The organism is Streptomyces sp. NBC_00525 (assembly GCF_036346595.1).
Lineage (GTDB): Bacteria > Actinomycetota > Actinomycetes > Streptomycetales > Streptomycetaceae > Streptomyces.
Genome location: NZ_CP107834.1, coordinates 6,468,709 through 6,492,864 on the forward strand (window position 1 = coordinate 6,468,709; position 24,156 = coordinate 6,492,864).

The 24,156-nt window shown below is 74.1% G+C and carries 1 protein-coding gene; it reads left to right on the forward strand.

Going from position 1 to position 24,156, the window contains the following annotated elements; all coding sequences use genetic code 11:
- Positions 1-77: 77 nt before the first annotated feature.
- Positions 78-24,155, forward strand: coding sequence for a non-ribosomal peptide synthase/polyketide synthase (locus OG710_RS28380; RefSeq protein ID WP_330241893.1), 24,078 nt, complete (start codon positions 78-80; stop codon positions 24,153-24,155).
- Position 24,156 lies beyond the last annotated feature (1 nt).

Consider the following 24,156-nt stretch of genomic DNA (forward strand, 5'->3'; position numbering starts at 1 on the left):
CCGACCGCGCCACGTCCCCCGCGGTCGGCGCGGTCGGCCCTGCGCGCACGCCACCCACATTCTCTGGAGGTACCCCCATGTCCCGTCGCGACGGCGACGCCCTTCCCCTGACCGCGGCCCAACGGGAGATCTGGCTCGCCGAGCAGAGTTCCCCGGAGCCGATCTCCGGTTACCGCGTCGGCGAGTGCATGGAGATCCACGGCCCGGTCGATCCGGAACTCTTCGACGCCGCGCTGCGCCGGGTGGTCGACGAAGTCGACGCCCTGCACGTGACCTTCGAGGACGACGGTGAGGGCCCGCGCCAGATCCTCCGCGCGAGCTGGGACTGGGCGCCCGCGCATCCGGACTTCACGACGGAGGCGGACCCCCGGGCGGCGGCCATGGAATGGATGCGGAAGGACCTCGCACGACCGCTGGACCTTGCCCGCGACCCGCTGTTCGGCCATGCGCTGATCCGCCTGTCCGCGACGGAATTCCTCTGGTACTTCAACTACCACCATGTGGTGCTGGACGCGATCAGCAGCTCCCTGGTACGGCAGCGGGTCGGCGACGTCTACACGGCCCTGGCCGAGGACGGCACGGTGCCGCCGTCACCGTTCGGCACCCTGCGCGACCTGGTCGACAGCGACACCGCCTACCGCGCATCCGCCGGCTTCGCGGCCGACCGCGCCTACTGGACCGAACGTTTCACCGACCTGCCCACCCCCACCCGGCTCACCGACAGCGCCGTGACCGACCCGCACCGGGCCCTGCGCGTGGCCGGCGAGCGGGAGCTCCGCAGCCCCGACGCCCTCCGGGCGGCAGCCGCGCGCGCCGGTGTCAGGTGGTCCCGGATCGTGATCGCGGCGACGGCCCTCTACGCCCACCGGATCAGCGGCGCCCAGGACGTGGTGCTCGCCCTCCCCGTCACCGCCCGCAGGGGCCAGGACCGCGATCTCATGTCGGTGCCCGGCACGATGTCCAACGTGGTGCCGCTCAGGCTGACCGTACGGCCGGACATGGTGTGGGGCGACCTCGTCGCGCAGGCGGCCCGCGAGGTCGAGTCCGCCGTCGCGCACGAGCGCTACCGCAGCGAGGACCTTCTGCGCGACCTCGGCGCATCGGGCGGCATCGGCACGGCGTTCCCGCTGATCGTCAACATCATGGCCTTCCACGCCCGCCCGAGCTTCGCCGGCCACCCGGCGTCGGTGCACCACTTCGTGTCGGGCTCGACCACCGACATGGCGCTCTGGCTGTTCGACTACCGCGACGGCAACCCTCCGCTCCTCCGGCTGCACGGCGCCCCCGACGCCTACGGCGACGACGACCTGGCCGCACACCAACTGCGGCTGCTCGCCCTGCTCGACACCGTCGCGGACCTCGCCCCGGACGAGGCCGTGGGCCGGGTCGAGCTGCTGACGGCGCGGGAGCGCGACGAGCTGACGGCCCTGGGCACCGGCCCGGTCGTGACGGCTCCCGCCCGCAGCCTGCCGGAGCTGTTCCGCGAGCACGCGCGCACGACCCCCGGCCTCGACGCCCTGGTCTGCGGCGACGTCGCGCTGACGTATGCGGAGCTGGACGCGCGGGCGAACCGGCTGGCGCATGCGCTGATGGCGCGGGGGGCGGGTCCGGAGCGGCTGGTGGCGGTGGCGCTGCCGAGGTCGGCCGAGCTGGTGGTGGCGATCCTGGCGGTGTTGAAGTCGGGGGCGGCGTATGTGCCGGTGGACCCGGAATACCCGGCGGCCCGGATCGCGTATCTGCTCGACGACGCCCGCCCGGCCCTGGTGATCACCGACACCCGCAGTACGGAACGCCTGCCCGACAGCGACCCGGCCGGGCGGCTGGTGCTGGACGCGCCGGAGACGGCGGCCCTGCTGGCAGCGTGCCCGGCCGACGACCCCATGGTGACGGTCGAGCCGAACCATCCCGCGTACGTCATCCACACCTCGGGCTCCACCGGCAGGCCCAAGGGCGTGACCGCCACCCACGGCGGCCTGTTCGACCTGCTCACCGACCACCGGCAGACGCTGTTCGCCCCGCTCCTCCGGGACCGGGACCGGGACCGGGGCCGGGGCCGGGACCTGGGCGGGGGCCTGGACGTGGACCGGGACCTGAAAGGGAATCAGAAGCGTGAGCGGCTGCGTGTCGCGCTGACCACCTCGGTGTCCTTCGACGCCTCCTGGAACCAGCTCATGGCCCTGTTCGCCGGTCATGAACTGCACGTCCTGGACCACGCCACCTGGACCGACCCCGAAACGTTCGTCCACTACGCGGCACGGCACAGGCTGGACTACGTCGAGGCCACCCCTTCCTACCTCCAGGACCTCGTGGCCCACGGGCTGCTGAGCGACCCGGAGCGCCGCCCCGCCCTCATCGGGGCCGGCGGCGAAGCCCTCCCCGAGCCCCTGTGGCAGCGGCTGCGGGCCGCCGAGGGGACCACGACCAGCTGCGTCAACCTGTACGGCCCCTCCGAGTGCACCGTCAACGCCGTCACCGCCCCCGTGGCGACGAGTCCCCGCCCGGTCATCGGCCGGCCCGTCACCAACGCCCGGCTCCACGTGCTCGACGGCGCGCTGCGCCCCGTCCCGGCCGGTGTGGCGGGCGAGTTGTACGTCGCGGGGCCCGGCCTGGTCCGTGGCTACTGGAACCGGCCGGGCCTGACCGCCGGGCGTTTCGTCGCCGACCCGTTCGGGCCGGCGGGGTCGCGGATGTACCGCACGGGTGACCTGGTCCGCTGGAACGCGGACGGGAACCTGGAGTTCCTGGGCCGCACCGACGACCAGGTGAAGGTGCGCGGATTCCGTATCGAACTCGGCGAGATCGAGGCCGTCCTCACCGAGCACCCCGACGTCGAGCGGACCGTCGTCACCGTACGCACCGACGACGAGCATCCCCGCCTCGTGGCCTACGTCGTCCCCGCCACGGGCCGGACCATCGGCACGGACACCCTCCGCACCCGGCTGCGGGAACGGCTGCCGGAGTACATGGTGCCCTCGGCGTTCGTCCTCCTCGACGCCCTGCCGCTCACCCCGAACAGCAAGCTCGACCGGCGCGCCCTCCCCGCCCCCGACCACCGGGCCACCGTCCCCGGCCGCGCCCCCCGTACCGCCGTCGAGCACCAGCTCGCCGGGCTGTTCGCCGAAGTCCTCGGCGTCACCGGAGCCGGGCTCGACGACAGCTTCTTCGACCTCGGCGGCCACTCCCTGCTCGCCACCCGGCTCATCGCACGGGCCAGGTCCGTCCTCGGCGTGGAACTGCGCCTCCGTGACCTGTTCGACGCGCCCACGGTGACGCGTCTGGCCGCCAGGGTCGACATCGCGGGCCGGGCCCGCCCGGCACTCGCACGGCGGGAGCGGCCCGAAACGGTACCGCTGTCCTTCGCCCAGCGCCGGCTGTGGTTCCTGCACCGGATGGAGGGCCCCAGCGCCACCTACACCATCCCGCTGACCCTGCGGCTGTCCGGCAGCCTGGACGCCCGCGCGCTGGAGGCCGCCCTCGCCGACGTCGTCGAGCGGCACGAGAGCCTGCGCACGGTCTTCCCCACCGTCGCCGGCGCCCCCTGCCAGCGGGTGCTGGACCCGGAGACGGCACGGCCCCGGCTCCGCATCACCGAGACCGCCGCGCACGAACTGCCCGACCGGCTGGCCGAGGCGGCACGTCAGGGCTTCGAACTGTCCGACGAGCCGCCCCTGCGCGCCGAACTCTTCCGGCTCGACCCCGAAGAGCACGTCCTGCTGCTGGCCGTGCACCACATCGCCGGCGACGGCTGGTCCACCGGACCGCTCGCCCGCGACCTGGCGACCGCCTACGCCGCCCGCGGCGAGGGCACGAAGCCCGAGTGGGCGCCCCTCCCCGTCCAGTACGCCGACTACACCCTCTGGCAACGGGAACTGCTGGGCGACGGCACCGACCCGGAGAGCCTCCTCGGCGGCCAGCTCGCCTACTGGCGCCAGCGCCTCGACGGCCTGCCCGACCAGATCGAGCTGCCCTTCGACCGGCCGCGGCCCGCCGCCATGTCCTACCGGGGCGCCCGCCTGCCGGTGCGCATCGACGCCGAGCTGCACCAGGGGCTGCGCACCCTCGCCCGCGACGGCGGAGCCAGCCTCTTCATGGTGCTCCAGGCCGGACTGGCCGCCCTGCTCGGCAAGCTCGGCGCCGGAACCGACGTCCCGATCGGCACCCCGGTCGCGGGCCGCACCGACGAAGCCCTGGACGACCTGGTCGGCTTCTTCGTCAACACCCTGGTCCTGCGCACCGACCTGTCCGGCGATCCCACGTTCACCGAACTCCTGGGCCGGGTGCGCTCCGAGGCGCTGGCCGCGTACGCCCACCAGGACGTGCCGTTCGAGCACCTGGTGGAGGCGCTCAACCCGACCAGGACGCTCGCGCACCACCCGCTGTTCCAGACCATGCTCACCCTGCGGAACGAGCCGTCCGGCGCCTTCGACCTGCCGGGGCTGCGCGTCACGTCCGACCTGGCCCCCACCGGGACCGCCAAGTGCGACCTGACCTTCGTCCTCGCCGAAGAACCCGGCGCGGACGGCCTGTCGGGCGTGGTGGAGTACAGCACCGACCTGTTCGACGCCGACACCGTCGTCGCCGTCGTCGAGCGCTGGCTGCGGCTGCTGCGCGTGGTCGCCGCCGCGCCCGACCGCCGCATCACCCAGGTGGACGTGCTGTCCGCCGACGAACTCGCGGCCCTGCTGCCGGCCGCCACCGCCCGGCCGGAGAACGAGCCGGGCAGCGCACTGCCCACCCTGTTCGAACGGCAGGTCCGTACCGACCCGGACGCGACCGCCCTCACGGACGGCGCGACCTCACTGACGTACGCGGAACTGAACGCCCGCGCCAACCGGCTGGCCCACGCCCTCATCCGCCGGGGCGTCCGGCCGGAGCAGCCGGTGGCGCTCGCCCTGCCGCGCTCGGCGGACCTCGTTGTCGCGGTCCTCGCGGTCCTCAAGGCCGGCGCCGCCTATGTGCCGGTGGACCCGGCCTACCCGGCCGCCCGCATCGACTACCTCCTCCGGGACACCCGACCGGCGCTCCTCGTGACGACCGGTCACGCCGGCGAACGGTTCGACGCGGCCGGCCCGGACCGGCTGCTGCTCGACACCGCCGACCTGACCGGACTGCCGGACACCGACCCGGACCTCGCCATCGACCCGGCCCACGCCGCCTACGTCATCCACACCTCCGGCTCCACCGGCAACCCCAAGGGCGTCGTGGTCCCGCACCGCAACGTGGTGCGCCTCTTCGACACCACCCGCGCCCTGTTCGCCTTCGGCGCCGACGACGTGTGGACCCTCTTCCACTCCTACGCCTTCGACTTCTCGGTCTGGGAGCTGTGGGGCCCGCTGCTGCACGGCGGCCGCCTGGTCGTCGTCGACCACGACACCAGCCGCTCGCCCGGCCGGTTCCTCGACCTCCTCGCCCGCGAACGCGTGACGGTGCTCAACCAGACGCCGTCCGCCTTCTACCAGCTGATGCGGGCCGACGCCGAGGACCCGGAGACCGGCCGCCGGCTCGCCCTGCGCACCGTCGTCTTCGGCGGCGAGGCGCTGGAACACGCCCGGCTGGCCGACTGGTACGAACGGCACCCGGCAAACGCGCCGCGCCTGGTCAACATGTACGGCATCACCGAGACCACCGTGCACGTCACCCATGCCGCGCTCGACCCCGGGGGCACGGCCGCCGGCGGGATCGGCGCCCCGCTCCCGGACCTGCGGGCCTACGTCCTGGACGACGGTCTGCGGCCGGTGGCTCCGGGCGTGCCCGGCGAACTGTACGTGGCCGGTCCCGGCCTCGCGCGCGGCTACCTGAACCGGCCCGGCCTGACCGCCGGACGGTTCGTCGCCGACCCGTTCGGACCGGCCGGTACGCGCATGTACCGCAGCGGCGACGTGGTCCGCCGGGCCGCCGACGGCAGCCTGCGCTACGTCGGCCGGGCCGACCAGCAGGTCAAGGTACGCGGCTTCCGCATCGAACTCGGCGAGATCGAGGCCACCCTCGCCGCCCACCCCGCCATCGCCCAGGTCGCCGTCCTGGCCCGCCGCGACCGGGCCGACGACACCCGCCTCGCCGCCTACCTCGTACCGGCCGCCGGAGCCGCACCGCACCCCGCCGAACTGCGGGAGCACCTGCGCGAGCGGCTGCCGGAGCACATGGTGCCCTCGGCGTTCGTCACGCTGGACGCCCTGCCGCTGACCGTCAACGGCAAGCTCGACCACCGGGCCCTGCCCGCCCCCGACCTCGCCCCGGCGACCGCGTCCCGCGCCCCGCGCACCGCGCGGGAACAGATCCTGTGCGCGCTGTTCGCCGAAGTCCTCGGGGTGCCCGCGGCCGGGGTCGACGACGGCTTCTTCGACCTGGGCGGACACTCCCTGCTGGCCACCCGGCTGGCCGCCCGCGTCCGTGCCACGCTCGGCGTCGAAATGCCGCTGCGCACCCTGTTCGAGGCGCCGACCCCGGCCGCGCTCGCCGCCGCCCTGGTGGCCGCCGGGCCCGCCCAGGCCGCCCTCGCCCCGCGCCCTCGCCCCGCGCTGATCCCGCTCTCCTTCGCGCAGCGCCGGCTCTGGTTCCTGCACCAGCTGGAGGCGTCCGGCACCAACTACCACATCTCCCTGGCCTGGCGGCTCTCCGGCGCACTGGACCGGGCCGCGCTGGCGGCCGCCGCGGCCGACGTCGTCGCCCGGCACGAGAGCCTGCGCACCGTCTTCCCGGCCGTGGACGGCGTCCCGCACCAGCAGATCCTGGACGCCGGGACGGCCGCACCGCGCCTGTCCGTGACCCGCATCACCGAAGCCGAAGTGCCCGCCCGGACGACGGCGGCCAAGGAACGGCGGTTCGACCTCGCTGTGGACGCACCCCTGCGCATCGAACTGTTCGAACTGGCCCCGGACGAGCATGTCTTCCAGCTGGTCCTCCACCACATCGCCGGGGACGGCTGGTCGCTCGGCCCCCTCACCCGAGAGCTGACCGACGCCTACACGGCCCGCCTGCGCGGCGAGGCGCCGCAGTGGACGCCGCTTCCCGTCCAGTACGCCGACTACACCCTGTGGCAGCACGAACTGCTCGGCGACTCCGCCGACCGGGACAGCCTGCTCGCCGGCCAGGCCGACTACTGGACCCGGCAACTGGCCGGGCTCCCCGACCTCATCGAGCTGCCCACCGACCGGCCCCGCCCGGCCGTCGCCTCGCACCGGGGCGGCTCCGTGCGCGCCGGCCTGGACGCCGAACTGCACCGCGGGCTGCGCGAGCTGGCCCGCGTCCACGGCACCAGTCTGTTCATGGTCCTCCAGGCAGGGCTCGCCGCCCTGCTCGGCAAGCTCGGCGCCGGCGACGACATCCCGGTCGGCAGCCCGGTCGCCGGCCGCACCGACCAGGCGCAGGACGACCTCGTCGGCTACTTCGTCAACACCCTGGTGTTCCGCACCGACACCTCCGGCGACCCCACCTTCGCCGAACTCCTGGACCGGGTCCGGGACACCGCCCTCGCCGGATACGCCCACCAGGACCTGCCGTTCGAATACCTGGTCGAGGTGCTGAACCCGGCCCGGTCGCTGGCCCACCACCCGCTCTTCCAGATCATGCTCGTCCTGCAGAACACGCCCCGAGCCGACTTCGCGCCGCCCGGACTGCGCGTCCGGGAGCTGCCCCAGACGTCGACCACCGCCAAACTCGACCTCGTCTTCACGATGTCCGAGCGGCACGCGGACGACGGCACCCCGCAGGGCATCGACGGCTCCGTCGAATACGCCGACGACCTCTACGACCCGGCCACCGTCGAGACGATGATCGCGCGCTGGGAGCGGCTGCTCCGCGCGGTGGTCGCCGATCCCCGGCTGCGGCTCGGCGGAATCGACCTGCTCACCTCGGACGAGCACGACGAGCTGACGGCCCTGGGCACCGGCCCGGTCGTGGCGGCTCCCTCCGGCAGCCTGCCGGAGCTGTTCCGGGCCCAGGTCCGCGCGACCCCGGACAGCCTCGCGCTGGTCGGGCCGGACGCGTCGCTGACGTATGCGGAGCTGGACGCGCGGTCGAACCGGCTGGCGCACGCGCTGATGGCGCGGGGGGCGGGTCCGGAGCGGCTGGTGGCGGTGGCGCTGCCGAGGTCGGCCGAGTTGGTGGTGGCGATCCTGGCGGTGCTGAAGTCGGGGGCGGCGTATGTGCCGGTGGACCCGGAGTATCCGGCGGCCCGGATCGCGTATCTGCTCGACGACGCCCGCCCGGTGCTGACGGTGACCTGCAACCGAGTCCTGGCGGCCCTGCCGGACGGGCCCTTCGACCGGCTGGTGCTCGACGCGCCGGAGACGGTGGCCCTGGTGGCGGGCTGTGCGGCGGACGACCCGAAGGTGACGGTCGAGCCGGACCACCCCGCGTACGTCATCTACACCTCGGGCTCCACCGGCAGGCCCAAGGGCGTGACCGCCACCCACGGCGCCGTGGTCAACCACTACGCCAACCAGCGCCCGCTGATCTCCCCGACCGGGGAACGGATGCGGCTCGGCCTGACCACCTCCGTATCGTTCGACGCCTCCTGCGACCAGCTGTTCGCCCTGTTCGCCGGCCATGAACTGCACGTCCTGGACGAGGCCACCTGGTCCGACCCGGCCGCCTACCTCGCCCATGCGACGCGAGTCGGGCTGGACGCCATCGGCGGCACCCCGTCCTATCTGCACGTCCTCGTCGACCACGGCCTGCTCGACCAGCCCGGATGGCGGCCCTCGTTCGTCGCCCTGGGCGGCGAGCCCGTCCCGGACCGGCTCTGGGAGCGGCTGCGCGCCGCCGAAGGGGTACGCGCCCTCAACTACTACGGGCCGTCCGAATGCACCGTGGACTGCGTCGTCGCATCCCTGGACGCGAGCCCGCGCCAGGTCATCGGCCGCCCCCTCGCCGGCTTCCGGCTCCATGTGCTCGACGGTGCGCTGCGCCCCGTCCCGGCCGGTGTGGCGGGCGAGTTGTACGTCGCGGGTCCCGGCCTGGTCCGCGGCTACTGGAACCGGCCGGGCCTGACCGCCGGTCGTTTCGTCGCGGACCCGCTCGGGCCGGCGGGGTCGCGGATGTACCGCACGGGTGACCTGGTCCGCTGGAACGCCGACGGGAACCTGGAGTTCCTGGGCCGCACCGACGACCAGGTGAAGGTACGCGGCTTCCGTATCGAACTCGGCGAGATCGAGGCCGTCCTCACCGAACACCCCGACATCGCGCGGGCCGCCGTCGTCGTCCGCCGGGACCCGGGCCAAGGCCCCCGCATCGTCGCCTACCCGCAACCCGCGACCGGCCGGGAGCCCCAGTCCGAAGCGCTCCGGACCCACCTCCGGGAGCGGCTGCCGGAGTACATGGTGCCCTCGGCATTCGTCCTGCTCGACGCCCTGCCGCTCACCCCGAACGGCAAGCTCGACCGGCGCGCCCTGCCGGAGCCCGCAGCCACCACGACCGCCGGACGCGCCCCGCACACCCCGCAGGAACAGGTGCTCGCCGGGCTGTTCGCGGAAGTCCTCGGCCTGCCGCAGGTCACGCTCGACGACGACTTCTTCGACCTCGGCGGCCACTCCCTGCTCGCCACCCGCCTGGTCGCCCGCGTCCGGGCGACGCTCGGCGTGGAGCTGGCCCTGCCCACCCTCTTCCGCACCCCGACCGTGGCCGGACTGGCCGCCGGCCTCGGCGGCGCCGACCGGGCCAGGCTCGCCCTCCAGCGCGCCGAGCGGCCCGCGACCGTGCCGCTGTCCTCCGCGCAGCGCAGGCTCTGGTTCCTGCGCCAGCTGGAGGGCGCCGACCCGGTCTACAACATGCCGCTCGCCTGGCGGCTCTCCGGACCGCTCGACCGGGCGGCCCTGACCGTCGCGCTCGGCGACCTCACGGACCGGCACGAAACTTTGCGCACCGTCTTCCCGGCCGCGGACGGCATCCCCCGCCAGCAGGTGCTGGCCGCCGGGGAGGCACACCCGGCCCTGCCGGTGACCCCGGCCGACGAAACCACCCTGCCGGAACGGCTCGCGGACGCCGCCGCGCACGGCTTCGACCTCGCCACCGAACCCCCGCTGCGCACGCACCTGTTCGAGCTCGCCGCCGACGACCACGTCCTGCTCCTGGTGATGCACCACATCGCCGGCGACGGCTGGTCGCTGGGCCCGCTGGCCACCGACCTCGCCACCGCCTACGAAGCCCGCCGCCGGGGCGAGGAGCCGCAGTGGGCGCCTCTTCCCGTGCAGTACGCCGACTACACGCTCTGGCAGCACGCCCTGCTCGGCGACCCCGGCGACCCGGACAGCGCGGCCGCCCGCCAGACGGCCCACTGGACGCGGGCGCTCGCCGGCCTGCCCGAGCAGATCCCGCTCCCCGCCGACCGCCACCGCCCCGCCGTCCCGACCTCCGCCGGCGGCCGGATCGCCGTCGAACTCGACGCGGAACTCCACGCCGGACTCCTCCGCCTCGGCCGGGAGCACGGCGCCAGCGTCTACATGGTGCTCCAGGCCGCCCTCGCCTCCCTGCTGCACAAGCTCGGCGCGGGCGACGACATCCCGGTCGGCAGCCTCATCGCCGGCCGCACCGACCAGGCCCTCGACGACCTCATCGGCTTCTTCGTCAACACCCTGGTCCTGCGCACCGACACCTCCGGCGACCCCACCTTCGTCGAACTGCTGGGCCGCGTCCGGGAGACCGCGCTCGCCGCCTACGCCCACCAGGACCTGCCCTTCGACCAGGTCGTGGAGGCCCTGAACCCGTCCCGGTCGCTCACCCGCCAGCCGCTGTTCCAGGTGCTCCTCGCCCTCCAGAACGTCCCCGGCACCGCGTTCGCGCTCAGCGGCCTTGCCACCGACGCCGTCCTGGTGCCGGCGCCGACGACCATGTTCGACCTCGGCTTCCATCTCCTGGAGCGCGGCGGCCCCGGCGGCCGCGCCGAAGGCATCGTGGGACGCGTCGAATACAGCACCGACCTGTTCGACCGGGCCACGGTGGAGGGGCTGGTCGCCCGCTGGCTGCGGCTGCTGACATCGGCCGTCGCCGAGCCGGAACGCCCGCTGAGCCGCATCGACGTCCTCACCGCCGAGGAACGCCACCACATCCTCGTCACCCTCAACGACACGGCCGCCCCGGTCCCCGGCACCACCCTGCCCGCCCTGTTCGAGGCGCGGGTCCGGGAGACGCCGCAGGCCCCGGCCGTGGTGTTCGAGGACACCATGCTGACCTACCGCGAGCTGAACCGGCGCGCCAACCGGCTGGCCCACGCGCTGATCGCGCGCGGCGTCGGCCCGGAGCAGGTCGTCGCCCTGCGGCTGCCGCGCTCCGCCGAGCTGGTGACCGCCGTCCTCGCGGTCCTCAAGACGGGCGCCGCCTATCTGCCGGTCGACCCGGACTACCCGGCCGCCCGCATCGCGTACATGCTGGACGACGCCCGCCCGGCCGTCGTCCTCGACGACCTCGCCGACGTCCAACCGGCCGGCCCGCACCCCGAGCACGACCCGGCCGTCCCGGTGGACGGCCGCCATCCCGCGTACGTCATCTACACCTCCGGCTCCACCGGCCGCCCCAAGGCCGTCACCATGCCCGCGGCCGCCCTGCTGAACCTGCTCACCTGGCACCACACGGCCGTGGGCGGCGGACCGGGCACCCGCACCGCGCAGTTCACCGCGATCAGCTTCGACGTCTCGGTGCAGGAAGTGCTCTCCGCGCTGCTGTACGGCAAGACCCTGGTGGTGCCCACCGAGGAACAGCGCCGCAGCGCCGAACTGTTCGCCCGCTGGCTGGACCGGCACCGCGTCGAGGAACTGTTCGCGCCGAACCTGGTCGTCGAGGCGCTGGCCGAGGCCGCCGACGAGGCCGGCCTCGACCTGCCTCGGCTGCGGCTGGTCGCCCAGGCCGGGGAGGCGATGCGGCTGAACGGCGCCGTCCGCCGCTTCCAGGAGCGCCGCCCCGGCCGGGTCCTGCACAACCACTACGGGCCCGCCGAAACACACGTGATCACCGCCTACACGCTCCAGGCCGACCCCGCCGACTGCCCGCTGCCCGTGCCCATCGGCCGGCCCGTCGCCAACTGCCGGGCGTATGTGCTGGACGCGGCCCTGAACCCGGTGGCCCCCGGAGTGCTCGGCGAGCTGTACCTCGCCGGGGCGGGCCTCGCCCGCGGCTACCTGAACCGACCGGGGCTCACCGCCGCCCGCTTCGTCGCCGACCCCTACGGGCCCGCAGGTACGCGCATGTACCGCACCGGCGACCTGGTCCGCCTGCGCCCCGACGGCGAGCTGGAGTACGCGGGCCGCGTCGACCAGCAGGTCAAGGTACGCGGCTTCCGCGTCGAGCCGGGCGAGATCGAGACCGCGCTGACCGCGCGCCAGGGTGTCGCCCGGGCCGCGGTGATCGCCAGGGAGGACCGGCTCGTCGCCTACGTCGTCCCCGCCGACCCGGTCGCGACGACCACGACGAACGGCGCCGCGCTGGCCGCGCATCTGCGCGAGCGGCTGCCGGACTACATGGTGCCGTCCGCCTTCGTCCTGCTCGACGCCCTGCCGCTCACCCCGAACGGAAAGCTGGACCGGGCGGCGCTGCCCGCGCCCGAGCCCGAGGCGGCCGGCGGGAGCCGGGCCCCGCGCACCCCGCAGGAGCAGATCCTGTGCGAACTGTTCGCCGAAGTGCTCGGCACCGGACACGTCGGCGCCGACGACGACTTCTTCGAACTGGGCGGCCACTCCCTGCTCGCCACCCGGCTGGTCTCACGCGTCCGGGCCACCCTCGGCGTCGAACTGGAGCTGCGCGCCCTGTTCCGCAGCCCCACCCCCGCCGGCATCGCGGCCGGGCTCCAGGACGCGGGCACCGCACGCCGGGCCCTCGTGCCCCGGCCCCGCCGCGAAATGCTGCCGCTGTCCTTCGCCCAGCGCCGGCTCTGGTTCCTCCAGCAGTTCGGAGCACCCAGCGCCACCTACCACATGCCGCTGGCCCTGCGGCTCTCCGGGGAACTCGACCGGGACGCGCTGAGCGCCGCCCTCGCCGACGTGGTCGCCCGGCACGAGACGCTGCGCACCGTCTTCCCGCAGACGGGCGGCATCCCCCACCAGCGCGTGCTGGACAGCACCGAGGCCCGGGTGCCGCTGACGGTACGCGCGGCCGGCGGCGCCGAGGTGCCCGCGCTGCTGCGCGAGTCGGCGGTCCGCGCCTTCGACCTGACCAGCGAGGTCCCGCTGCGCGCCGAGCTGTTCGCGGTCGCACCGGACGAGCACGTCCTGCTGCTGGTGATGCACCACATCGTCGGGGACGGCTGGTCCATGGGCCCGCTCGCCCGCGACCTGGCCGCCGCCTACACCCACCGGCTGGGCGGCGCCGCCCCGCAATGGCCGCCGCTGCCGGTGACCTACGCCGACTACACCCTGTGGCAGCACGAGATCCTGGGCGACGAGAACGACGCCGACAGCCTCTTCGCCCGACAGGTCGCCCACTGGAAGCAGACTCTGGCCGGACTGCCCGAACAACTGCGTCTGCCCGCCGACCGGCCGCGCCCCGCCGTCATGTCCTACGGCGGCGACGTACTGGAACTCCGCCTCGGCGCCGACCTGCACGCCTCGCTCACCGAGCTGGCCCGGCGATCCGGCGCGACCCTCTTCATGGTGTTGCAGGCGGGGTTGGCGGCGTTGTACACGCGGTTGGGTGCGGGTACGGATGTGGCGATCGGGAGTCCGATCGCGGGTCGTACGGATGAGGCGCTGGACGATCTGGTCGGGTTCTTCGTCAATACGCTGGTGCTGCGTACGGATACGAGTGGTGATCCGAGTTTCTCGGAGTTGCTGGGGCGGGTGCGGGAGACGGCGCTGTCGGCGTACGCCCATCAGGACGTCCCCTTCGAGCACCTGGTGGAGGCGCTGAACCCGTCGCGGTCGCTGTCCCACCACCCCCTCTTCCAGACCGGACTGGTGGTCCAGAACGCACCGGGCGGAGGCTTCGCGCTCCCCGGCCTCCAGGTCTCCGGCATGGCCGTGCTCACCGGCACCGCCCGCCTCGACCTCACCTTCGGCATGGCGGAGGAATTCGGGCCGGACGGCGCCCCCGCCGGGCTCAGCGGCGCCATCGAGTACAGCACCGACCTCTTCGACCGCGCGACGGTCGAGGCGCTGGCCGCCCGCTGGACCAGGCTGCTGGCCGCGGCCGCCGCCGCACCCGACCGGCCGATCGGCGCCATCGACCTCCTCTCCGCCCGCGAACGCGCCGAACTGCTGCCCGCGGTGGCGGAGGACCCGGCCGGAGCGACCCTGCCCGAGCTGTTCGCGGCCCGCGTCGCCCGGACCCCCGACGCGGTCGCCCTGGTCCACGCCGGCACCGAGCTGACCTACGCCCGGCTCGACGCCCGCGCCAACCGTTTCGCGCATGCGTTGATCGCGCGGGGTGTGGGGCCTGAGCAGGTGGTGGCGGTCGCGCTGCCGCGTTCGGTGGAGTCGGTGGTCGCGGTGCTGGGTGTGCTGAAGGCGGGTGCGGCGTATCTGCCGGTCGATCCTTCGTATCCGAAGGCGCGCATCGCGTACATGCTCGAAGACGCCCGCCCGGCGCTGGTCGTCGACGACCCGGCGCAGGTGAGCGAGGGCGACTGGCCGGAGAGTGATCCGCAGGTCGCGCTCGATGTCCGCAACCCCGCGTACGTGATCTACACCTCCGGCTCCACCGGCCGCCCCAAGGGCGTCGTCGTGAGCCACGCCGGCGTGTCCCGGCTGGCGGCGACGCAGGCCGACCGGCTCGGCGCTGGACCGGGGAGCCGGGTGCTCCAGTTCGCCTCGCCCAGCTTCGACGCGTCCTTCTGGGACCTGACCGGCGCCCTGCTCACCGGCGCCGCCCTCGTCCTCGCCCCCGCCGAAGCCCCCCTGGAAGCCCTCACCGACGACCGCGTCCCCGTCACCCATGTGACCCTGCCGCCCTCCGCCCTGGCCGCCCTCGACGGCACCGCCCTCACCGCCACCACCCTCGTCGTCGCCGGCGAGGCGTGCCCGCCGGAGCTGGTGGAACGCTGGGCGCCCGGACGCCGCATGATCAACGCCTACGGGCCCACCGAGACCACCGTGTGCGCCACCATGAGCGACCCGCTCGCCCCCGGCACCGGCGTACCGCCGATCGGCCGGCCGGTCGCGGACTTCCGGGTGTACGCCCTGGACGACCGGCTGCGCCTCGTCCCACCGGGCGTCACCGGCGAGCTGTACGTGGCCGGGCCCGGCCTGGCACGCGGCTACCTCAACCGGCCCGGCCCGACGGCGGGCCGCTTCGTCGCCTGCCCGTTCGGGCCCGCAGGTACGCGCATGTACCGCACCGGCGACCTGGTGCGGCGCCGCCCGGACGGCGAGCTGGAGTACGCGGGCCGCGCCGACCAGCAGGTCAAGGTGCGCGGCTTCCGCGTCGAACCCGGCGAGATCGAGGCCGCGCTCGCCGAACACCCCGCCGTCGCCCGGGCAGCCGTCCTCGCCGCCGAGGACCGGCTCATCGGCTACGCGGCGGTCCGGGCAGGCCGGTCCGTGCGCCCCGCCGAACTGACCGCCCATCTGCGCGAGCGGCTCCCGGACTACCTGGTGCCGACCGCCCTCATGGTCCTGGACGCCCTGCCGCTCACCCCGAACGGCAAGCTGGACCGGGCCGCCCTGCCCGCCCCCGAGGCCGCACCCGCCGGCACCGGGCGCGCGCCGCGCACCCCGCAGGAGCAGATCCTCGCCGAACTGTTCGCCGAGGTGCTGGACGTCCCCCGGATCACGCTCGACGACGACTTCTTCGACCTCGGCGGCCACTCCCTGCTCGCCACCCGGCTGGTCGCCAGGGTCCGTACCGTGCTCGGCGCCGAGCTGGGGCTGCGCGCCCTCTTCCGGGCGCCCACGGTGGCGGGCCTGACCAAGGCGCTGACCGAGCCCGGCCGCGTCCGTCCGGCGCTGACCGCGCTCCCGCGGCCCGAAGCGGTGCCGCTGTCCTTCGCGCAGCGCCGCCTCTGGTTCCTGCACCGCATGGACGCCGAGGCCGCCACCTATCACATCCCGCTCGCCCTGGAGCTGACCGGAACACTCGACCGGGCCGCCCTCGACCGGGCACTCGCGGATGTGACGACCCGGCACGAATCGCTGCGCACGGTGTTCCCGGAGATCGACGGCGTACCCTGCCAGCGCGTGCTCGAACCGGCCGAGGTCCACCTGCGGGCCCGGACGTGCCGCACCTCCCGCGCCGAACTGCCGCAGCGGCTGGCCGAGTCCGCCCGGCAGCCCTTCGACCTGGCGGCAGAACCCCCGCTGCGCGCGCACCTCTTCGAGATCGCGCCCGACGAACACGTCCTGCTGCTGGTCATGCACCACATCGCTGCCGACGGCTGGTCCACCGGGCCCCTCGCCCGCGACCTCGCCGAGGCGTACGCCGCCCGCTGCACCGGCCGCCCGGCCGACCGGCCCGCCCTCCGCGTGCAGTACGCCGACTACACCCTGTGGCAGCGCGAACTCCTCGGCGACCCGGACGACCCGGACAGCCGCTTCGCCGAACAGCTCGACTACTGGAAGCGGCAGCTCACCGGCCTCCCCGAACTCCTCCGGCTCCCCACCGACCGGCCGCGCCCGGCCGTCGCCGGCCGGCAGGGCGACCACATCGGCCTGGAACTCGACCCCGCCCTGCACACCGCCCTGTCCAGGCTGGCCCGCTCCACCGGCACCAGTCTGTTCATGGTGTTGCAGGCGGGGTTGGCGGCGTTGTACACGCGGTTGGGTGCGGGTACGGATGTGGCGATCGGGAGTCCGATCGCGGGTCGTACGGATGAGGCGCTGGACGATCTGGTCGGGTTCTTCGTCAATACGCTGGTGTTGCGTACGGATACGAGTGGTGATCCGAGTTTCTCGGAGTTGCTGGGCCGGGTGCGGGAGACGGCGCTGTCGGCGTACGCGCATCAGGACGTGCCGTTCGAGCACCTGGTGGAGGCGCTGAACCCGTCGCGGTCACTCTCCCACCACCCCCTCTTCCAGACCGTCCTCGCCGTGCAGAACGCCCCCACGGGCCGGTTCTCGCTGCCCGGACTCGACGTCAGCACCTACGCGGTCGCGACCGGGACCGCCAAGTTCGACCTCGGCGTGAGCATGGTCGAGCGGTTCGGCCCGGACGGGGCCCCGGCCGGCATCGTCGGCGCCGTCGAGTACGCCACCGCCCTGTTCGACCGCTCGACGGTCGAGGCCCTGGTCCGGCGCTGGACGCACCTCCTGGAGGCCGTCACCGCCGACCCGGAGCAGCACATCGGCGCCATCGACCTGCTGGACGCCGACGAGCGGCACCGGATGCTCGACGGGGACAACGCGACCGCCCGCGACGTGGGCGCCCTGCCGCTGCCGAGGGCCTTCGCCGCCCAGGCCGCCGCCACCCCGGACGCCGTCGCACTCGTCTGCGGCGGAACGACCCTCACGTACCGCCGGCTCGACGCCCGTGCCAATCGCTTCGCGCATGCGTTGATCGCGCGGGGTGTGGGTCCTGAGCAGGTGGTGGCGGTGGCGCTGCCGCGTTCGGTGGAGTCGGTGGTGGCGGTGCTGGGTGTGCTGAAGGCGGGTGCGGCGTATCTGCCGGTCGATCCGGCGTATCCGAAGGCGCGCATCGCGTACATGCTGGACGACGCCCGCCCGGCGCTGGTCGTCGACGATCCGGCGCAGGTGGGGGAGGGCGACTGGCCGGAGAGTGATCCGCAGGTCGCGCTCGATGTCCGCAACCCCGCGTACGTGATCTACACCTCCGGCTCCACCGGCCGCCCCAAGGGCGTCGTCGTCGGACACGGCGGTCTCGCCAGCCTCGTCGCCGGTCAGATCGAGCGGTTCGCGATCGAGAGCGACAGCCGGGTCCTCCAGTTCGCCTCGCCCAGTTTCGACGCCTCGGTGTCCGAGATCTGCACGGCCCTGCTGCGGGGCGCCGCCCTCGTCCTGCCCACCGAGGCCGGACCGCTCGCCGCGCTCACCGACCCCGCCCTCGGCATCACCCACGCGACCGTTCCGCCGTCCGTGCTCGCCGCCGTGCCGGACGGAGCCGTGACCGCCTCGACGCTCGTCGTCGCCGGCGAGGCGTGCCCGCCGGAGCTGGTGGAACGCTGGGCGCCCGGACGCCGCATGATCAACGCGTACGGCCCCACCGAGACCACCGTGTGCGCCACCATGAGCGACCCGCTCGCCCCGGACGCGGGCGCACCGCCGATCGGCCGGCCCATCGCCAACGCCCGCGTCTACGTGCTCGACGACCGGCTGCGCCCCGTCCCGCCCGGCGTCACCGGCGAGCTGTACGTCGCGGGCGCCGGACTCGCACGCGGCTACCTCGACCGGCCCGGCCTGACGGCGGGCAGGTTCGTCGCCTGCCCGTTCGCCACCGGTGAGCGCATGTACCGCACCGGCGACCTCGTCCGCCGCCGGGGAGACGGCCAACTGGAGTACACCGGGCGCGCCGACGACCAGGTGAAGGTGCGTGGCTTCCGCGTCGAACCCGGCGAGATCGAGGCCGCGCTCGCCGAACACCCCGCCGTCGACCGGGCCGCCGTACTGGGCCGGGACGACCGGCTGGTCGGCTATGTCGTGCCCCACCGGGACACCGCACGCGACAGCGGGCTCGAAGCCGACCACGTCGGAGAGTGGCAGGACATCTACGACGCCCTGCCGATCGCCCCCGAGGAAGCCGCCTTCGGGCACAACTTCGTCGGCTGGAACAGCAGTTACGACACCCGGCCGATCCCCGTCGAACAGATGCGGGAGTGGCGCGACGCCACCGTGGAACGCATCCTCGCCCTGCGCCCCCGCCGGGTCCTGGAGGTCGGCGTCGGCACCGGGCTGCTGCTCTCGCAGATCGCACCCCACTGCGCGCACTACTGGGCGACCGACTTCTCCGCCACCGCGATCGACGCGCTCACCGCACAGGTCGCGCGCCAGGAACGGCTGGCCGGCCGCGTCACCCTCCAGACCCGCCCCGCCCACGACACCGCCGGACTGCCCGCCGGAGAGTTCGACACCATCGTCATCAACTCGGTCGTGCAGTACTTCCCGTCCCCCGACTACCTCGCCGACGTCATCGGCAAGCTGATGGGACTCCTCGCACCCGGCGGCGCCCTCTTCATCGGAGACGTCCGCAACCTGCGGCTGCTGCGCCCGTTCACCACCGCCGTCCAACTGCACCGCACCTCGGACGGCACTTCGGACGCCACTTCGGACGCCACCTCGCACGGCACCGACCTCGCGGCCGTCCGCCGTGCGGTGGAACAGGCCGTCAGGGTGGAGAAGGAACTCCTGGTCGACCCGGACTTCTTCGCCGTCCTCGGCGAGCGCACACCCGACATCGGCCTGGTGGCCGTGGAGGTCAAGCGCGGCCGCCACCACAACGAACTCACCCGCTACCGCTACGACGTGACCCTGCGCAAGACGCCGGCCGCACCGGAGACCCCGGACACGGCCGTCGAACTCGCCTGGGGACGGCAGATCGACGGGCCGGACAGGCTGCGCGCCCTGCTCGACGGGCAGCCGCCCGAGGTACTGCGGATCACCGGCGTACCCAACCGCCGCGTCGTACGGGAAGCCGCCCTGGCCCGCGCGGTACAGGACGGGGAGGCAGACCCGGGCGAGCTGCTGCGGCGGCTCCACGCCCCCGAGGACGACCACGGCCTTCCCGACCCGGAGGACTTCCACACCCTCGGGCAGGAGTACGGCCGCACCGTGACCGTCACCTGGTCCGCGACCGCCGCCGACGCCGTGGACGTCGTCCTCGCCGCACCCCGGGCCACCGGCGCCGCCCCGGCCGCCGCCTACCGGCCGGCCGGGACCGCCGGGCGGACCCTGGCCGCGCTGACCAACCGCCCGACCGGCAACCGCGGCACCGGAGCACTCCTCGGCGAACTCCGCGACTGGCTGCGCGGCCGGCTCCCCGACTATCTGGTCCCCTCCGCGTTCGTGGTCCTGGACGCACTGCCGCTCACCGCCAACGGCAAGCTGGACCGCCGCGCCCTGCCCGACCCCGACCTCGGCCCCGCCTTGGCCGGACGGGCTCCGCGCACCCCGCAGGAGCAGCTCCTCGCGGAACTGTTCGCGGAAGTCCTCGGGCTCGCCCGGGTCGGCGTGGACGACGACTTCTTCGACCTCGGCGGCCACTCGCTGCTCGCCACCCGCCTCGCCTCACGGGTCCGCGCCGTGCTCGGCGCGGAGCTGGAGGTCCGGGCCCTGTTCGAGACCCCCACCGCGGCCGGCCTCGCCGCCCGTCTGGACGGCGCCGGAGCGGCCAGGCCCGCCCTGACCGCGCTGCCCCGCCCCGAGCGGGTCGAGCTGTCCTTCGCGCAGCGCCGGCTCTGGTTCCTGCACCGGATGGACGGCCCCGGCGCCACGTACAACATGCCGCTCGCGCTCGGCTTGGACGGCGCTCTCGACCGGCCGGCCCTGCACGCCGCGCTCGCCGACGTGATCGCCCGCCACGAAAGCCTGCGGACCGTCTTCCGGGAGATCGACGGCGACCCGTACCAAGTGGTGCTGAGCGCCGAGGAGGCCCGCCCGGAGCTGCCCGTGACCGCCGTCGACGACAGCACGCTCGCCGCCCGGCTCGCCGGGACCGCACAGCGCGGTTTCGACCTCGCGGCGCAGCCGCCCGTCCGCGCCGAGCTGTACGCCCTCGCCCCCGACCGGCACGTCCTGCTGATCGTCGTCCACCACATCGCCGCCGACGGCTGGTCCATGGGGCCGCTCTCCGCCGACCTCGCCACCGCCTACGCGGCACGCTGCCGGGGCGAGGCACCCCGCTGGTCCCCGCTGCCCGTCCAGTACGCCGACTACACCCGCTGGCAGCGCGACCTCCTCGGCGACACCGCCGACCCGGACAGCCTGTTCGCCCGTCAGCTCGCCTACTGGAAGGCGGAACTGGCCGACCTCCCGCAGCAGCTCCAGCTCCCCGCCGACCGGCCCCGGCCGCCGGTGGCCTCCCAGCGGGGCGACCGCGTCGTCGTCGCCCTGGACGCCGAACTGCACCGGGCCCTGCGCGAACTGGCCACCGAACGCGGCGCCAGCATGTTCATGGTGCTGCAGGCCGGCCTCGCCGCCCTGCTCACCCGGCTCGGCGCCGGAACGGACATCCCGATCGGCAGCCCCATCGCCGGCCGGACCGACCAGGCACTGGACGAACTCGTCGGCTTCTTCGTCAACACCCTCGTCCTGCGCACCGACACCGGCGGCGACCCCGCCTTCGGCGAACTCCTCGGCCGGGTCCGGCAGAAGGCCCTGAGCGCCTACGACCACCAGGACGTGCCGTTCGAGTACCTGGTCGAGGTGGCCAACCCGGTGCGCTCGCTCGCCCACCACCCGCTGTTCCAGATCATGCTCGCCCTGCAGAACGCGCCCCTCGGCGACTTCACCCTGCCCGGCCTGCGCACCGGCCACCTGGAGGCGCCCACCGGCACCGCACGCGTCGACCTGACGTTCAGCCTGGCCGAGCGGTTCGGCCCGGACGGCGCCGCCGCCGGACTCGTCGGCGCGGTCGAGTACGCCACCGACCTCTTCGACGCCGCCACCGTGGAGCTGCTCTTCGAGCGCTGGGCCCGGCTGCTGCGGGCGGCGGTCACCGACCCGGACCTGCCGATCAGCCGCATCGACATCCTGTCCGACACCGAACGCCGGCAACTGCTGCACGCATTCAACGGGCCCGCCGCCCAACTGCCCGAGGACGCGGTGCCCGCGCTCTTCGCCCGCCAGACGCGCGCCACCCCGGACGCGGTCGCGGTCGTCGCGGACGGCACCGAACTGACCTACGCCGAACTCGACCGCCGGTCCGACCGGCTGGCCGGGGCACTGATCCGCCAGGGCGTACGGCCGGAGACCCCGGTCGCCGTCATGCTGGACCGGTCTGCCGACCTCGTCGTGACGATCCTGGCCGTCCTCAAGGCCGGCGGCGTCTACGTACCGCTCGACCCCCGCTTCCCCGCCTCCCGCATCGACCTCATCCTGCGGGAGAGCGGTGCCCCGCTGCTCCTCACCCCCGAGGTGCTCACCGCACTGCTCGCAACGGTGGACCGCGACCCGGACCCCGTGCGCGTCCCGTGCGACGCCCGTCAGCTGGCGTACATCATGTACACCTCCGGCTCGACCGGGCGCCCCAAGGGCGTCGCCGTCACCCACCGGGACGTCGTCGGCCTCGCCCGCACCCCCGAGTGGCGCGGCGGCGGACACGAACGGGTGCTGATGCACTCGCCGACCGCCTTCGACCTTTCCACGTACGAACTGTGGGTACCGCTGCTCAACGGCGGCCGCATCGTCGTCGCACCGCCCGAACGGCTCGACCTCGACCTCCTCCAGCACACCATCGCCACCCACGGGGTCACCGGACTCTGGCTGACCGCCGGGCTGTTCCGGCTCGTCGCGGAGGAACGCCCGGAACTGCTCACCGGCGTGCGCGAGGTGTGGACCGGCGGCGACGTCGTCTCCCCGGCCGCCGCGGCCCGCGTCCTCGCCGCCTGCCCCGGCATCGAGGTCGTCAACGGCTACGGACCCACCGAGGCCACCACCCTGGCCACCCGCCACGCCGTGCGCGAACTCCCCGAACACGCCGCGACCGTGCCCATCGGCGCACCCATGGCCAACATGCGCGCCTATGTGCTCGACGACCGGCTGCGCCCGCTGCCCGCCGGCCTCGTCGGCGAGCTGTACCTCGCCGGGACCGGCGTGGCCCGCGGCTACCTCGGCCGCCCCGGACTGACCGCCGAACGCTTCACCGCCGACCCGTACGGACCGGCCGGAAGCCGCATGTACCGCACCGGAGACCTCGCCTGGTGGCTGCCCGACGGCACCCTGGAGTTCGCCGGCCGCGCCGACCACCAGGTCAAACTGCGCGGACAGCGCATCGAGCCCGGCGAGATCGAGGCCGTCCTCGCGGACTGCCCCGGCGTCGCCCAGGCGGCCGTGGTCGCTCGCGAGGACCGGCCCGGCGACAAGCGGCTCGTCGCCTACCTGGTGCCCGCGCCCGGCGCCGCGCCCGAGACCGCCGAGCTGACCGGCCGGCTGCGCCGCGAACTGCCCGACTACATGGTCCCGGCCGCCTTCGTCACCGTGGACGCCCTGCCGCTGACCGCCAACGGCAAGCTGGACCGGGCCGCCCTGCCCGCCCCCGACTACCGGGAATCCGACACCGGACGCGGCCCCCGGACCCCGCAGGAGCAACTGCTGTGCGGTCTGTTCGCGGAGGTCCTGGGCCGCGAACGTGTCGGCATCGACGACAACTTCTTCGATCTCGGCGGCCACTCGCTGCTCGCCGCCCGGCTCGCCTCACGGGTCCGCGAAACCCTCGGCCTCGAACTGGGGCTGCGCCTGCTGTTCGAGGCGCCGACCGTGGCCGGACTCACCGAACGCCTCGCCATGAACGACCCGGACAACGCCCTGGACGTCCTGCTGCCGCTGCGCGCGACCGGGACGGCGACCCCCCTGTTCTGCGTCCACCCCGGCGGCGGCATCAGCTGGTCGTACAGCGGACTGCTCAACCACATCGGCCCGCAGCACCCCGTCTACGCGCTCCAGGCGCGCGGCCTCGGCCGGCCCGAACCGCTGCCCGCCTCCTACGAGGAGATGGCCGCCGACTACGCCGACCACATCCAGCGGGTCCAGCCGCACGGCCCCTACCTGCTCCTCGGCTGGTCCGCCGGCGGACTCATTGCCCACGCCGTCGCCTGCGAACTCCGGGCGCGCGGCGAACGCACCGCCCTGCTGGCCATCCTCGACGCCTACCCGGTCAACGACGTTCGGTTCGAGGAGGAGCCGGTGCCCACCGTGCGGGACGTGCTCGTCGGCGTCCTCGACGTCGACCCCGACGAACTGGACGACCGGGACATCACCTACGCCGAGGTCGCCGAAGTCCTCAACCGGCGCGGCAGCGCCCTGGCAGGGCTGAACGAACGGCAGGTCGAGGTCATCGTCCAGATCATGATCAACAACTCCCGGCTGGCGGTCGACTTCGTCCCCGGCGTCCACGACGGCGACCTCCTGCTGTTCAACTCCACGATCGACCGGGGCGACGACGACGCCGGACCACAGCTCTGGCGCCCGTACATCGCGGGCCGCATCGCATCCCACGAGATCACCACCCGCCACGACCAGATGACCCAGGCCGGTTCGCTGGCCCAGATCGGCCCGGTCCTCGCCGCCGCGATCGCCGAAGCCACCACCGAAACCACCCCCGCAACCACCCCCGAATCCCAGGAGGACTGAC